The following is a 14,764-nucleotide window of genomic DNA, read 5'->3' as shown; positions in this document are numbered from 1 at the left end:
CGGTCCGCAATCGTCAGGACCCGAACATGGACAAAGAGTCACAATCCCGTCTCACAGCACCCGGGCCCGCGCCAGCACCGGCCCGCCCCCGTCGATCAGCAGGTCGGTCACCGCCCAGACCAGGGCATCCGCCCGGTCAGGCGACGCGCCCCCCGCCTCCCCCATCCCCAGCAGCTCCTCCTCCAGCAGGGTCAGGTCCCCGACGTGGCCGACCCGTCCCTGTTCATACAGGGCCGCCACCGGCTCGGCCCGGGCGCGCTTGCCGACCCGCGCCTGCACCCGTCGCACGACCTGGGTCACCCCCGCCCCCTTGAGCACCGTTTCGACCATGTCCCCGCCCTGGTTGCCCTCGGCCACCACCCGCACAGGACAGCCCAGCGCCGCCTCCCAGTCCTTCGCCGTCCGCGCCACCCGCGCCGCCCAGCCCGCCGGCGACAGCCCCCGCACCGAGCGGTCGTCCAGCACCCAGGCCGTCCCCGCGGCGCGCGCGACCACCACGATGCCGCACGCATCCCCGCCCTCGCCCGACAGGGTCCCGACCGGCGGATCCACCGCCACCACCGCCCGCTCAAAAGTCGGAAGGTCGGCCCGCCCCGACACCGGGCTCAAGTAGTCCGAAGAACGGTAGCCCTCGCAAAGAGAACGCGCGCGGACGAAGTCCGCGTGCGTGAACAGCGCCCCCTCGGCCTCCAGCACCACCCCGTCCAGCTCCTGCGCCGCCCGTCGCGTCCCGCCGTACAGGTCGTGCATCGCCTCCAGAAACCCCTCGGCCAGGTTCTCCGCATTGGCCCCCGTCGGCGCATGGCTCCGCGCGCAGCCCTCCTCCGCCAACACCCGCCGCAGCACCGCCAAGGGCTTCGGCGTCGTGGTGAGAAGAAGGCGAGGAACCCACTTCTCCTCCCCCTTCATGGGGGAGGTGGCCCGCAGCGCAGCGGAGGGACGGAGGGGGCGACGCGCACTCAATCGAAGACCCAGCCGCAACATCGCCAGCACCTCCTCCGGCCTGTCCCAGGCGCAGAACTCATCCCCCCAGGCGGCGTGAAACTGCGGCCCTCTCAGCCGTTCCGGCTCGGCCGCCGACAGCATCACCCCGACCGCCCCGCCCGGAAACACCAGCCGCCTCAGCGAGCTCTCCATCACCGGCGGCGTCCGGTACGGCAGATTCATCAGCCCGCTCGGCCCCTCGACCATGACCGCGCGCACATCGTGCATCGTCGCCCCCACCAGGGCGATCCGCCCCCCGGCCCCCAGCCTTGCCGCCACATCCGAGACCCACTCCGCCCCCGCCCGCGTCTTACCCGCCCCCCGCCCGCCCAGAAACACCCAGGTCCGCCACGGGCCAGACGGCGCCCGCTGACCCCGGTGCGCGGCGCCGTCCCAGGCCAACCTCGCCTGATCGTCAGGATGCAATGCCTCCACGTCCTCCTTCGTCAGAAGCGTGACCCCCACGTTCTCCTCCCCTTTCATGGGGGAGGTGGCCCGCAGCGAAGCGGAGGGACGGAGGGGGCTTTCCCCCGGACCTGACTCACCCCTCCACCCCCAGCCGCGCCAGGATCGCCGCCAGCGCCGCCTCCTGCTGCGGCGTCCGCCCTCCGGGGGCGGCTGCCTCGTCCCCATCCTCCTCCCCCTCCCCCTCCAGCATCCGCGCCAGCTTCAGGAACTCCTGCGCCAGACGCGGCTCCCCTTCCTCCATCGCCGCGACCGCCCTGGCCCGGGCCGCCCGCACGGCGCGCCCCGGATCGACCGCCTCAGCCTCCCCCTCGCCCGCGCCCCGGATCGCCGCCTTGACCGCCGTCCGCCGATCCGCCGCCTCCCGCACAGCCACGCGCGTCTCCGCCGCCAGCCGCTCTTCGTCCTCCACCTCGTCCCAGGCCGCATCCGCCTTCAGGGCGATATCCTTCTTGCGCCAGCCCCCGGCCTTGGCGCGCGCCCCGATGGTCCGCACCGCCGGCCCGTATTTGACCGACAGCCATTCCGCCGTGGCCCCGGCCGAGAACTCGATCTCGATCCGTTTCCAGACCCGCTCCCCGGCCACGAAATACCCTGTCCGATGTCGCTTCTGACCCTCCGGCCCCGGATCCTCGCCCCGGTGAGAGGCGACCACAGAGCGCCTGAGACGCCCGCTCGTCTGTGATCTGTGTTCCATCCCCGCAGTATCAGGGATCCGCGAACCAGGGCGCGTTCGCGCCCCTCATTTTCCCGCAACCCCTTGAAAAGGAGCAGGGCGAGGTGCGGGAATTGCGCTAACAGCCGCCCGATACCCATCAGATTGGCGGTGTTGGCGGTTCAGGGTCGGGGAAGTTTGCAGTCGGCGGATTTCGGGGCACAGCGGGCTGGAGACGGCAATGACTGCCAAACCCTGCCGCGTCCGACGACTTCGCCCTGGACCCATTGACGTGACCCCCGTGGCTCATCCAGCCACAACAAGAGTCCCTGATTGATCTGACCTTGATTGGCTGGGGTGGCGAGAGGTCTATCTGCGACGGGCCGCCGCATGGCCGGTTCACCTTGTTAACGCTAGCGCTTTGGCCGCGCGAACAAGCTGTGGGGGCGATTCGAAGTGGATGGAATGAGCGAGATTGAAACACGAACTGCGCTCGATCAACTTCAGGTTCCTGACGCGCCGCCAGAACCACTTTTCGACAGCCTGACAGAACTTGCCGCGCAGACTTTCAGCGCGCCGATCGCACTGATTTCCCTGATCGATAGTGAACGTCAGTGGTTCAAGGCATGGATTGGCGTCGATGTGGACCAGACCCCGCTGAATACGTCCTTCTGCCAGCACGCCCTCGTCTCCGACGATGTGTTCGTGGTTCCCGACGCCACCGCTGACCCGCGCTTCTTCACCAACCCACTGGTCACCGGCCCCCCGGATATCCGCTTCTACGCCGGCGCCCCCCTGATTACGGCCGAGGGTCATCGCCTCGGAACCCTCTGCATCATCGATACAGTGGTCCGTAAGTTTTCAGCCGCGAACGCTTCACGTCTGCAGGCGATCGCCAAGAGCGTCGTCCAGGCCCTGGTCCTCCGGCTCGAGAGCCGGGACCGTGAACGCATTGCGCTCCTTGCCGCCCAGCAGGCCGAACTGCTGAAACAGGCCGAACAGATGGCGGGATTCGGGACATGGTCATGGGACGTCCTTGCCGACCGCACCACCTGGTCTGACCAGGTCTATCGCATTCACGGCTACGTGCCCGACGTCGAACCGCCGCCGCTCCAGGGCGTACTGGAGCGCTATCACCCCGACGATGCGAAGGTGCTGGCGAACTGTGTCCGGCGAGCGATCGCCGAGGGACGGGAGTACGAGTTCGGCGCACGGATCTACAGGCCCAATGGCGAAGAGCGGCACATCATCGCGCGCGGCTTCTGTCGCCGGGACGCCTCCGGCGCGGTTACGGGCCTGAGGGGCACTTTCCAGGACGTCACGGACCAGGTCGCTTCGGAACGGTTTCTCCGCACCCTGACCGACAACCTGCCCGGTATGGTCGCCTACTGGGACAAGGATCTGCGCTGCAAATTCGCCAATGCGGCCCATGCGCACTGGTTCGGACGATCCCTCGACACCATGCTCAACATCACGTTTCCGGAGCTCTTCGGCCCGGAAGAATTCCCCGAATATGAGCACCACATCCAGAGCGCGCTGAGCGGTCAACGTCAGTCGTTTCCCCGGACCATGATCAACGCGTCCGGCGAGGTCCTGTACATCTGGAGCCACTACATTCCTGACGTTGACTCCACGGGCCAGACCCAGGGGTTCTACGTGCTCAAGAATGACGTCACGCCTCTGAAGCGGGCTGAAGAAGAACTGCAGGACGCCAACGACCTCTTGAGGAGCGCGCGCGATCAGGCGGAGGCCGCGGCCGCGGTCGCCGTCGAGGCCGCTCGCACCAAGGCGGATTTCCTCGCCAACATGAGCCACGAGATCCGAACGCCGCTGAACGGCGTCCTCGGCTTTGCCGAAGTCCTCTCCAATACAGAGCTGGGCAAGGACCAGCGCCGCTACGTTGATCGCATCCGTACGGCCGGAAAGGGCCTGTCCGCCCTGATCGACGACATCCTCGACTTCTCCAAGATCGAGGCCGGCAAGATGAGGATCGAGCGTCGCGCCTATGATCTGCACGGGCTTGTGAGCGATGTGCTTGACCTCACCCGCACCAGCATCGGTGACCGTCTCGTCCTGGACCTCGAATGCGCGGCCGAGGTCGCGCCCTGGGTGGTGGGGGACGAGCAACGAACCCGGCAGGTCCTTTTGAACCTGCTCGGGAATGCCGCGAAATTCACGCACGAGGGCAAGGTAACCCTCCAGGTCCGTCTTGTCGGGGGGGCCCTTGAGATGCGGGTCAACGACACCGGTATCGGCATCTCGGCTGACGCCTTTGCCGTGCTTTTCACCGGCTTTACCCAGGCGGACACCTCGGTTGGACGACGGTTCGGGGGGTCAGGGCTCGGACTCAACATCAGCCGCTCCCTGGCCCGAATGATGGGCGGCGACGTTGATCTGGAGAGCGAACAGAATGTCGGCACGACCGCGATCTTCACCCTGCCCTACGCACCGACGTCCGCCCCTGCTGCCATGCCACGTCCCTCCCAGGTCTCATCCGCTTCGCGCGGGCTGAGAATTCTGGTCGTGGACGACATCGAGACCAATCTGGAACTCCTGAAAATCCTGCTGTCAGGGGCCGGACACACTGTCGTCTGCGCCGGGTCCGGCGAGGCCGCCATCGAGACCCTGCGCACCGGGGGAGAGTTCGACCTGGTCCTGATGGATGTCCAGATGCCCGGCATGGACGGAATGGCCGCGACGCGGGCCATCCGCGGCATGGGCGGCCGCGTGGAGCGGATCCCGGTGGTTGCGCTCACAGCCAATGTCATGTCCGAACAGATTGCAGCCTGTCGTGCCGCCGGCATGGACGATCATCTGGGCAAACCCGTCTCGACCGACGACCTGTTCGAGCTGATCGATCGCGTGGCGTGCCTCCACGCAGAACCTTCAAAACGCCAGGCCGTCAATATCGCGTCCGACGAACGCCTGGCGGCGCTCAAGAGCCGCTACCGCTCTCAGATGGAGACCTTCCAGCAGGAGTTTGCGCGCTTGCGGGGGCTCTCCGGCGACCGGAGCGCCGACGCCATTGCCGCATTCGCCCATTCGATCGCCGGGACGGCCGGAGGTCTCGGGTTTCCAGGTGTTTCGACCGCCGCATTCGGGCTGGAAGTCGCCGCAAAGCGTTGCCGCGACCAGAATCTGCACTGTGGGTCTCTCGATACGTTGATTGGCGAACTACTGGAGTCCGTATCTTGCGCATGAAATCTCAGGTACGAAAAAAGCTCGCTCGGCTGGGGATCTGATCCAGACCGTAAGAGAGTTCGTCCATGCTCAAATGTATCGTGGTTGAAGACGACCCTTTCTGGTCCAGGGAAATCGGTGCGGCGCTTCTTGAGGCCAACATCACCGTGATCAACGCGGCGGATGGTGTCGAGGCCCTGGAGATGGCGCGCCGGCACCCGGACGCCAGCATGGTGCTCGACATGATCCTGCCAGTGATGGACGGTGTCGAGGTGCTCCGGCAGCTGGGACAGATTGCGCCCGATATGGCCGTTCTGGCGGTCACAGCCGGCGGCCGCCTGGGGGCTGGCTTCTATCTCAAACTGGCCGAGACATTTGGCGCCAAGCGTCAGCTTGCCAAGCCGTTTACGGCGGAACAACTTGTGGATAGCTGGACGGCCCTCGCCGTCTGATTCGCCAAGTCCGGAGCTCGCCCTTTTGAGTCCGTCCCCCAGTCTTCTGGTCATCGACGATGACCCGTTCATTCGGCAGTTGGCCTTGGCGGTCCTGTCTCCTCACGGGTACCGGGTCACAACGGCCAGCACCGGTGCAGGGGGCCTCGCCCGGCTGGCGGATCGAGCGCCCGACCTGGTGCTGCTGGATCTGGGATTGCCCGACATTTCCGGCCTGGAAGTGTTGCGGCATTTTCGTGCTACGCCGACCTGGCGCGATGTCCGGATCCTGATGCTGACGGCCTCCAGCGAGATCGACGACATGGTCCAGGCCAAACAGTCGGGCGCCTCCGGCTATATCTGCAAGCCCATCCAGCCCGATGCCCTCGCGCCCATGGTCTCCGATCTGCTGCAACAGGACGACCTCGTCTGGCTGGACGACTACACCCGGGCCCACAAGGGCCGCTGAACTCAACATCGCCTTCTCATCGATCTGGCCACTGCAGATCTTTCCGGACTCCCCGAACAGTCCGGGCCTTGCCGGACGAAAAAGGGCGGGCCCGTTGCCGGACCCGCCCTCTTCATTTCCTCCCGGCTCGAGGCCGGGATGACAACCTGGATGACTGGACCCCGGCCTGCGCAGGGGCGTCCGGGCGGCGTAAACGCCGCCCGGACGCCTGAAAGTCCATGTCGCCCCCGCGAGGTCGGCTTGCCCGACCTCGCCCAGCAAGGATGCATGGGGGACCCTGGACTTCTTCTTAGAAGTCCGTGTCGCCCCCGGGGACGATGCCTTCTTCAACCGCGGCCCGCGTGGCGTTCAGGGCGTCGTCGACGCGGTCCTTCTTCTCTTTCACTTCGACTTCGGTCGAGCCGCCGACGCGGATGACCGCGACGCCGCCGGCCAGTTTGGCCAGACGTTCCTGCAGCTTCTCCTTGTCGTAGTCCGAGGTGGTGTCCTCGATCTGCTTCTTGATCTGGCCGATGCGGGCCTCGATCGCGTCCTTCTCACCGACGCCGTCGACGATGGTGGTGTCGTCCTTGGTGATGGTGACCTTCTTGGCCTTGCCGAGCATGTCGAGGGTGACGTTCTCGAGCTTGATGCCGAGGTCTTCAGAGATGACCTGGCCGCCGGTCAGGACGGCGATGTCTTCCAGCATCGACTTGCGGCGGTCGCCGAAGCCCGGAGCCTTGACGGCGGCGACGCGGGCTCAAAGAGAAACAGGTATGTGTCCCCATTTCGTCGCTAGCCTCTGACTGACCCGCCCCCTCGTGATCCCTCGGTTGGAGTGAGAGTCCATCAAACACAACGAGACGGACATGAAAGAAGAGCAGGCTCAGGTCCTCGTGAGGCCGTATTGAAACTAAGAATCGCCCGCCAATCATGGCGGGCGATTCTCACTGCTCAGCTCAGTTGCAGGTCAGATCGCCGATGATGCCACCTGCCCCGTAGCCGGCACTGTACCCGCCGGCCACGCCGCCCCACGCACCCACAGGCCCGGCACCCATGAGGCCGACGGCCCCAGCGACGCCGCCGGCGAGGATCGCAACACCCTGCTCCCAGAGCGCTCGGCAATCTTCGATTTGCTGCCGTAGCTGTTCGCGTTGCTCTTGAGCGGCCTGCCGCTCCTCGAGCTCACGCTGCCGATCTTGCATCTCCTGCATCTGCTGCTGCAATTGCTGGAGCTCTTCGCGTGTCGGCGGAGTGCCCTCCTGGAAACCACCCACGACGATTTCCAGTTCAGAGGCCGATAACAGTCTCATAATACCCTCCCTCGTTGCACAAGCGGGACGGTTGTCCCGGTTCGCAATCTGTCAGCGCTCCACAGCTTGCACAACCCTAATTTGCACACTTGAGGGCGCCCAGGGAGACACCTCGACCGCTCCGTTTTCTCCTATTTCCACAACCTGATCTCCAACGACCATCCGTTCGCCTGCCCTCGAAATGGCGACTATTCGCGGCTCCCAACACCGCCGATCATCAGCACAGACAGGGCCTGCTATCGGCAAGCCGAGCAAGTTTCTTAGCTGATCGGACGTCGGAAACCACAAGGAGTTCACTGAGAATATCGCAAGCTGCGGCACGTCCGCAGAATTGTCTCGCCGTACAAAGCGAACATCAAGACGTTGCTGGACCTCAGCGGAAAAATTACGGCTTAATCTCCGCTCGCCGTAGAGCACTTCGAGCCAACTCAAGCGCTCGGGATCAACAAAACTCACGTTATTAAGAAATCTGCGCGCCAGCCTGTCAAACATAAAATCTCCGCCATGATAGCCGATAAGGGACCGAGGTGAAACGAACAATTGTCGGGCAGCTGGCAACAAGAATTCGGCACATGCGGAAACACAGTTATTTTTTACTTCTACAGTGGCACGGGCATCATACAATTCTTGTCCGATATGCCATGCAGAACTCGCATCTCCTCCTAGGCTGTCTAGTTCAACGGTCGCACCATCCTGCAAGCGCGACTGGAATTGTTCAGCGACGTCCTCGTCGATGCGACCCGATATTTGCACATGGCTTGATCCTTGAGTGCACGAACTTATGATAGAGATCGCAATCGCCAAAACGCAAAACATGAATAGTCCTGTAATCTTTGGTTGAAGCGGGTGAGACCTTTGCATTTGTGCCCAGCTGCGTCTGTTCAAGAAATATCACAACGCTAGATTGACAGGAGATCGCCCCCGGTATCAATCGCTTTCGCTGAATCCAGAGGGTAGCGTGGGCCGCGAGAGCATACTCCAATCTGAAGCTGCCGAGTGCGGTTTGGCGTGCTTAGCGATGGTGGCCGCAGCGCATGGCCATCGCGAGACCCTTTCAGAGCTGCGCCGACGGTTTCCCATCTCCCTCGGTGGGTCAAGCTTGAAGGACTTGATGGCCATTGCCGACACCCTCGGCTTATCCGGCCGCCCGGTTCGGTGCGAACTCAGTGAGCTCAGGCAGCTCGCTACCCCTGCCATCGTCCATTGGAGCCTCGACCATTATGTGGTGTTGCGTCGCGTCACGGGCCGCCACGCTTGGATAGCCGACCCCGCCCGTGGCGAGCGAAAACTACCGTTGGCGGAGGTGTCACGTCACTTCACTGGCGTCGCTCTTGAACTCACGCCTGCTCCGCATTTCGAAAAGAAGGAGACGGTTGAGCGAGTGCGACTTGGCGACCTCTGGAGCCGGCTATCAGGCCTGCGGCGGTTCCTATTCCAGATGTTCCTTTTGACCCTGCTCATGCAAGGGATTGGGCTGATCACGCCCCTGGCGAGCCAGTTGGTCATTGATGACGTCATCGGTCGCTCGGATCGCGACCTGTTGGTCGCCATCGTGGTCGGTTTCGGGTCTCTAACGCTCATTCAGACGGCGCTTTCGACCCTCCGTGGGTTTGTGCAGCTCCATGCGGGCCAGCGGCTTTCGATCCAGTTGTCTGGAAACTTGCTCAAGCATCTGCTCCGCCTACCCACTGACTTTTTTGAGCGTCGACACGTGGGCGATGTCATGTCCCGGTTCGGGTCTCTCAATCCGGCTCAATCTTTCCTAACTGGCGGCTTGGTCGGCACCCTGCTTGACGCAGTGATGGTCATTCCGGTGGGGATCGTGATGGTGTTGTACTCCCCAATCTTGTCGGCGCTCTTGGCGGTCAACTTGATCGTGATCTTTCTGGTGAGGATGGTGACGTTTACCGTCACACGGCGGTTTGCCGAAGAGAGCTTAAACCTGTCTGCCAAGACCGATTCCATCTTTCTGGAGACGGTCAGAGGTGCTCGGGCAATCAAGATTGCAGGCCGCGAAACCGAACGACACGGCCTTTGGCAGAACGCGGTCGCGGACTTCCAAAACGCCACCTTCCGCCAGACAGCCTTTGGCATGTGGGGCGGGTCAGGAATGGGCGTGTGGCAAGGTCTACATGGCCTTGCGATGCTTTATTTCGGGGCGCTCCAAGTTATCGACGGTCAGATGACGCTCGGTATGTACTTCGCGTTTCAGGCCTACGCTGGACAGTTCTCAGGCCGCGTATCGAGTCTCATCAGCGCGCTGTTCACGTACCGCATGCTAGGCCTTCACTTGGAGCGTCTCGCAGACATCGTACACGCAGACCCGGAACGGGGGCTCGACGGGCCCGCGATGTTGGCTCGACCGCTGGTCGGCGCAATCGACGTCCAAAATATGCGCTTCCGTTACGGCCAGTATGAGCGGTGGGTTCTTGACGGCGCGTCGCTGTCGATACGGCCGGGCGAGGCCGTCGCCATCGTCGGCCCGTCTGGTGGAGGCAAGTCGACATTGCTTAAGCTGCTGATGGGGATTTACGAACCGATTGAAGGTGACGTGCTCATCGACGGCCACTCAATGCGATCGCTAGGCCTGCGGGCCGTCCGGGATCGTCTCGGGGTGGTCATGCAGGACGACCAGCTCCTCAGCGGTACGATCGCGGACAACATCTGCTTTTTCGACACGCATATCGACATGGACCGCGTCGAGGCCGCCTGCCGGCGCGCGCAAGTGCACGAGGACATCATGCGGACGTCCATGGGTTACCATAGTCTGATAGGCGATATGGGATCCGTCCTCTCCGGCGGCCAAAAGCAGCGTTTGCTATTGGCCCGCGCGCTCTACAAAGACCCCATCATCCTGTTCATGGATGAAGGCACCGCAAACCTCGATCCAGAGCTAGAGCGGAAGGTCATGGCCTCGCTCTCCGAGATGAAGATTACGCGCGTGATGGTGGCCCATCGCGAGGCGGCAGTGAGCGGTGCCGACCGAGTCTTTCGCGTTGATCGAGGTCTGATTACCGAGATCGCCCGCCCGTCCGTTCAAACTCATGACGGCCTCTCGACCCATTCCATGCCTGGCGAGACCGAATGATGGGTTTGTTCCGTCCGGAAGCAGTTGAGGCCAAACGCCGACGCCTTTGGGGTGAGGTACGGCTGGCCCAGCCGCCATCCTTAGTGATCTGGACTGCGGTGCTGACCGCTTTGTGCGTCTTCGTGTTTGCAGCGCTCATTTTCGGGCACTTCACCCGCAAGGAAACTGTACAGGGCTTTCTTCTACCAGAAGCGGGCATCGTTCAGGTTACGGCGGTCCAAGCCGGGCGCGTCTCGCGGGTGTTGGTGCGGGAAGGACAGAGCGTCGAAGAGGGCGCATCAATCATTGAGTTTACGTCCGACGTGTCGAGCTTGGGACAGGGACCGGTCCTTGACGTGCAACTCGCCGAAACAGAGCGTCAGCGCGCCGCGCTCGACGATCGGCAGGACGCACTCTCCCGAGGCTACGAGAGCGATCAAGAGCGGCTCCGTGATCAGATCGCCGCCCAAAATCGGCTGCAGCAGATCCTCCTCCAGCAGCGCGCAGTCCAAGCTGACGCACTGGCGCTGTCTGAAGCTGATACGGAGCGCCTGGCGCGTTTGCAGGCTCAGGGATATGCACCCGCCGTCGAGGTAGACCGGCGCAGACGCACGGTCCTCGCCGAACGCACGGCGCTGGCTGATCTAGACGCGCGGATATCTCAGTCTGAAGCCACATCGGCAGAGTTGCGGTCTCAACTAGCCGCTTTGCCAGCGCGGTTGGCAGAAGCGACGGCCAGGGTGGCAAGTGACGCGGCCAGCGTTGCGCAGCGCCGCGCCGAGCTTCAGGTGGCACGACGGCATCAGCTACTCGCACCGATTGCCGGGACGATTTCCAGCCTACAGGCGCGTCCTGGCATGACGCCCGCTGCCGATCTGCCGCTCTTGTCGATTTCGCCTGACGGTTCGCCGCTTGAAGCTCGCCTGCTCGTTCCAACCCGCGCATCAGGGTTCTTGAAGGTTGGCCAGACTACCCGTCTTCAGATCGAAGCGTTTCCCTTTCAGCGGTTCGGGTTTGTGGAAGGGCGCATTCTCGACGTGACCAGAACAGTCATTCGTCCTGGCGAGGCACTCTTTCCAATCCAACAAACGGAGGCCGTATATGAAGTTCGGGTCTCGCTTTCGCGGGACTACGTGGATGCGTACGGAGAGCGCCTGAGGCTGCAGCCGGGCATGGCGTTGCGGGCTGACATTCCCATCGACCGCCGCACCCTCTGGCAGTTCCTGTTTGATCCCATTCTGGCCTCTGGCAAACGAGCCGGTTAGCCCTCATGGCCTCTCCGCAACAAAATGAGCTTCACGACAGGTTTGATCGGGCAGCTTGGCGCGGCCCAAGAAAAAAAGGGCGGGCCCGTTTCCGGACCCGCCCTCCTGTTGGTTCAGCCTGAGCCGAGCTTCCTGGACTAGAAGTCCATGTCGCCCATGCCGCCCATGCCGCCGCCGCCCATGCCGCCGGAGCCGCCGCCCGAGCCCTTTTTGGGAGCATCGGCCACAGCGGCCTCGGTGGTGATCAGGATGCCGGCGACCGAGGCCGCGTCCTGCAGGGCCGTGCGCACGACCTTGGCCGGGTCGATCACGCCCATGGCGACCAGGTCGCCGTACTCTTCCGTCTGGGCGTTGAAGCCGAAGGTGAGCGAGGGGTTCTCGAGCACCTTGCCGACCACGATCGAGCCTTCGACGCCGGCGTTCTCGACGATCTGACGGATCGGGGCCTGGATGGCGCGGCGGATGATGGCGATGCCGGCGGTCTGGTCGGCGTTGTCGCCTTTCAGACCTTCCAGCGCCTTGGTCGCCTTCAGCAGGGCGATGCCGCCGCCGGGGACGATGCCTTCTTCAACCGCGGCCCGCGTGGCGTTCAGGGCGTCGTCGACGCGGTCCTTCTTCTCTTTCACTTCGACTTCGGTCGAGCCGCCGACGCGGATGACCGCGACGCCGCCGGCCAGTTTGGCCAGACGTTCCTGCAGCTTCTCCTTGTCGTAGTCCGAGGTGGTGTCCTCGATCTGCTTCTTGATCTGGCCGATGCGGGCCTCGATCGCGTCCTTCTCACCGACGCCGTCGACGATGGTGGTGTCGTCCTTGGTGATGGTGACCTTCTTGGCCTTGCCGAGCATGTCGAGGGTGACGTTCTCGAGCTTGATGCCGAGGTCTTCAGAGATGACCTGGCCGCCGGTCAGGACGGCGATGTCTTCCAGCATCGACTTGCGGCGGTCGCCGAAGCCCGGAGCCTTGACGGCGGCGACGCGCAGGCCGCCGCGCAGCTTGTTGACGACGAGCGTGGCCAGGGCCTCGCCCTCGATGTCCTCGGCGATGATCAGCAGCGGGCGACCCGACTGGACCACGGCTTCCAGGATCGGCAGCATCGACTGCAGCGACGACAGCTTCTTCTCGTGCAGCATGATCAGGGGCTCTTCGAGTTGAACCTCCATCTTGTCGGCGTTGGTGATGAAGTAGGGCGACAGGTAGCCGCGGTCGAACTGCATGCCCTCGACGACGTCCAATTCCGTCTCCGCGGTTTTGGCCTCTTCGACAGTTATGACTCCCTCATTGCCGACCTTTTCCATGGCCTTGGCGATCATCTCGCCGACTTCAACGTCGCCGTTGGCGGAGATGGTGCCGACCTGGGCGATCTCGGAGTTGTTCGAGACCTTCTTGGCCGAGGCCTTGATGTCGGCGAGGACGGCCGTGACGGCCTTGTCGATGCCGCGCTTCAGATCCATCGGGTTCATGCCGGCGGCGACGGCCTTGAGGCCTTCCTGCACGATCGACTGGGCCAGGACGGTCGCGGTGGTAGTGCCGTCACCCGCCTTGTCGTTCGTCTTCGAAGCGACTTCGCGGATCATCTGGGCGCCCATGTTCTCGAAGGCGTCTTCCAGCTCGATCTCTTTGGCGACCGAGACGCCGTCCTTGGTCGAGCGCGGGGCGCCAAAGGACTTCTGGATCACGACGTTGCGGCCCTTGGGACCCAGGGTCACCTTGACGGCGTTGGCGAGGACGTTGACGCCGCGCAGCATCTTGTCGCGCGCGTCGGTGTTGAACTGTACGATCTTGGCAGCCATTGAGGGCAGCTCCTAAATATTGATTTCGTTGAAGTAAGGTCGGACGATCGGTATGCTTACAGCACGCCCAGGACGTCGGATTCCTTCATGATGATCAGGTCTTCGCCTTCAAGCTTGACCTCGGTGCCCGACCATTTGCCGAACAGGATGCGGTCGCCGGCCTTCAGTTCCAGGGCGTTGACCGTGCCGCGCTCGTCACGAACGCCGGGGCCGACGGAGACGACTTCGCCTTCCTGCGGCTTTTCCTTGGCGGTGTCGGGGATGATGATCCCGCCCTTGGTCTTGGATTCTTCTTCCACGCGCTTGACCAGCACGCGGTCGCCGAGAGGACGAAACGCCATCTGTGTATTCTCCAGTGAAGACTTCAAAAGTTCATCGTAGCGGCTCGGAGGCGGCTTTTTGGCAGCCGGGCCCCACGAGTGCTAACGCGCAGCGGAAGTAGGGTCGCGGCCCAGCAGCGTCAAGACGTGCGCGCTCGATGAACGCCAGATGAACAGGAATTCAATTCAGCCGTTCAGGTTCACGAGCGCAGCAATGGATTTCGTCAGTCGCTGTTCGCCCGGGTGGTAGAGCAGGCTTCACTGACCGCCTTGGAGGGCCAGAGAATGAAGATGTTTCGGATGATCGCTGTCGGCGCGGCCGCCCTGACCCTGAGCGCCGTCGCCATGCCGGCCGCCGCCGCCCAGAACTACGGTCGCGGCCATGACCGGCACGATCGGAATGACGACGGCGATGTGGTCGCGGGGCTGCTGGTCGGCGCGGTCGTCGGCGGGATCGCCGGCGCGGTGCTCGGCGACGGCGACGATCGCTATGTCGCCGGGGGAGCCCTGGCCGGGGCGGCTCTGGGCGCGGCGGCGGCCAGCGACGACGACCGTCGCGGCTATCGCTCCTATGGCGGGAGCAGCTACGGCTACAGCTACGGTTCGGGCTATGGTTACGGTTACGGCAACAGTGGATACCGCTCCGACTGTGACTACTGGCGGGACGGACGCTGCTGGCGCAATCGCGGCCACTGGGAGCGCGAGCAAGGCATCAACAGCCGCGAACGGGGCTGGGACCGCCGCGACGACCGCAGGGATGATCGCCGCGAGTGGCGTTCGGATCGGCGAGACGATCGCCGGGACGACCGGCGCGACGATCGCCGCTGGCGCAACTACTGAGACCTG

Annotated in this window: 12 protein-coding genes and 1 pseudogene; 6 read left to right on the top strand and 7 right to left on the bottom strand. The window is 63.7% G+C overall.

What is annotated here, in order from left to right:
* Positions 1–51 precede the first annotated feature (51 nt).
* Complete coding sequence (locus ACP7AB_RS04145; RefSeq protein ID WP_425990251.1) at positions 52–1,449, bottom strand: terminase large subunit domain-containing protein; 1,398 nt, start codon at positions 1,447–1,449, stop codon at positions 52–54.
* Between the two features lie 76 nt (positions 1,450–1,525).
* Positions 1,526–2,146 (bottom strand): hypothetical protein, encoded by a 621-nt coding sequence (locus ACP7AB_RS04140; RefSeq protein ID WP_426046103.1) that lies wholly within the window; start codon positions 2,144–2,146, stop codon positions 1,526–1,528.
* 423 nt (positions 2,147–2,569) lie between these two features.
* Between ACP7AB_RS04140 and ACP7AB_RS04135 the strand changes: the two genes are divergently transcribed.
* From ACP7AB_RS04135 to ACP7AB_RS04125, 3 genes are all read left to right on the top strand, one after another.
* Positions 2,570–5,305: an ATP-binding protein gene (locus ACP7AB_RS04135; protein WP_425990255.1), complete on the top strand. Its 2,736-nt coding sequence runs from the start codon at positions 2,570–2,572 to the stop codon at positions 5,303–5,305.
* 65 nt (positions 5,306–5,370) lie between these two features.
* On the top strand, positions 5,371–5,736 hold the full coding sequence (locus ACP7AB_RS04130; RefSeq protein WP_425990257.1) for a response regulator transcription factor: 366 nt from the start codon (positions 5,371–5,373) through the stop codon (positions 5,734–5,736).
* 25 nt (positions 5,737–5,761) lie between these two features.
* On the top strand, positions 5,762–6,184 hold the full coding sequence (locus ACP7AB_RS04125) for a response regulator (protein WP_425990259.1): 423 nt from the start codon (positions 5,762–5,764) through the stop codon (positions 6,182–6,184).
* A gap of 298 nt (positions 6,185–6,482) precedes the next feature.
* Here the strand turns inward: ACP7AB_RS04125 and ACP7AB_RS04120 are convergent.
* The 3 genes and pseudogenes from ACP7AB_RS04120 to ACP7AB_RS04110 form a co-directional block, all read right to left on the bottom strand.
* Positions 6,483–6,920: pseudogene (locus ACP7AB_RS04120) on the bottom strand (TCP-1/cpn60 chaperonin family protein); the annotation flags it as partial.
* 202 nt (positions 6,921–7,122) lie between these two features.
* Positions 7,123–7,476, bottom strand: coding sequence for a hypothetical protein (locus ACP7AB_RS04115; RefSeq protein WP_425990261.1), 354 nt, complete (start codon positions 7,474–7,476; stop codon positions 7,123–7,125).
* Positions 7,477–7,527: 51 nt separating this feature from the next.
* Positions 7,528–8,229: a hypothetical protein gene (locus tag ACP7AB_RS04110; RefSeq protein WP_425990263.1), complete on the bottom strand. Its 702-nt coding sequence runs from the start codon at positions 8,227–8,229 to the stop codon at positions 7,528–7,530.
* Between the two features lie 205 nt (positions 8,230–8,434).
* Here ACP7AB_RS04110 and ACP7AB_RS04105 point away from each other — a divergent pair, with 205 nt between their 5' ends.
* Complete coding sequence (locus ACP7AB_RS04105) at positions 8,435–10,564, top strand: peptidase domain-containing ABC transporter (RefSeq protein ID WP_425990265.1); 2,130 nt, start codon at positions 8,435–8,437, stop codon at positions 10,562–10,564.
* Positions 10,561–11,808, top strand: a complete 1,248-nt coding sequence (locus ACP7AB_RS04100; protein ID WP_425990267.1) for an HlyD family secretion protein — start codon at positions 10,561–10,563, stop codon at positions 11,806–11,808. The genes ACP7AB_RS04105 and ACP7AB_RS04100 overlap by 4 nt, the downstream gene beginning before the upstream one ends.
* 137 nt (positions 11,809–11,945) lie before the next feature.
* On the opposite strand, the gene groL is transcribed toward ACP7AB_RS04100, so the two are convergent.
* Positions 11,946–13,598, bottom strand: coding sequence for a chaperonin GroEL (gene groL / locus ACP7AB_RS04095; protein ID WP_425990269.1), 1,653 nt, complete (start codon positions 13,596–13,598; stop codon positions 11,946–11,948).
* 56 nt (positions 13,599–13,654) lie between these two features.
* Complete coding sequence (groES, locus tag ACP7AB_RS04090) at positions 13,655–13,939, bottom strand: co-chaperone GroES (protein WP_309627137.1); 285 nt, start codon at positions 13,937–13,939, stop codon at positions 13,655–13,657.
* A gap of 264 nt (positions 13,940–14,203) precedes the next feature.
* Here groES and ACP7AB_RS04085 point away from each other — a divergent pair, with 264 nt between their 5' ends.
* Complete coding sequence (locus ACP7AB_RS04085; protein WP_425990271.1) at positions 14,204–14,758, top strand: hypothetical protein; 555 nt, start codon at positions 14,204–14,206, stop codon at positions 14,756–14,758.
* Positions 14,759–14,764 lie beyond the last annotated feature (6 nt).

Origin of the sequence: Brevundimonas sp. TWP3-1-2b1, assembly GCF_049896165.1 — a bacterium.
Taxonomy (GTDB): domain Bacteria; phylum Pseudomonadota; class Alphaproteobacteria; order Caulobacterales; family Caulobacteraceae; genus Brevundimonas; species Brevundimonas subvibrioides_B.
Note: the sequence above shows the minus strand (reverse complement) of the source record. Positions and strands in the feature narration are given on the sequence as shown.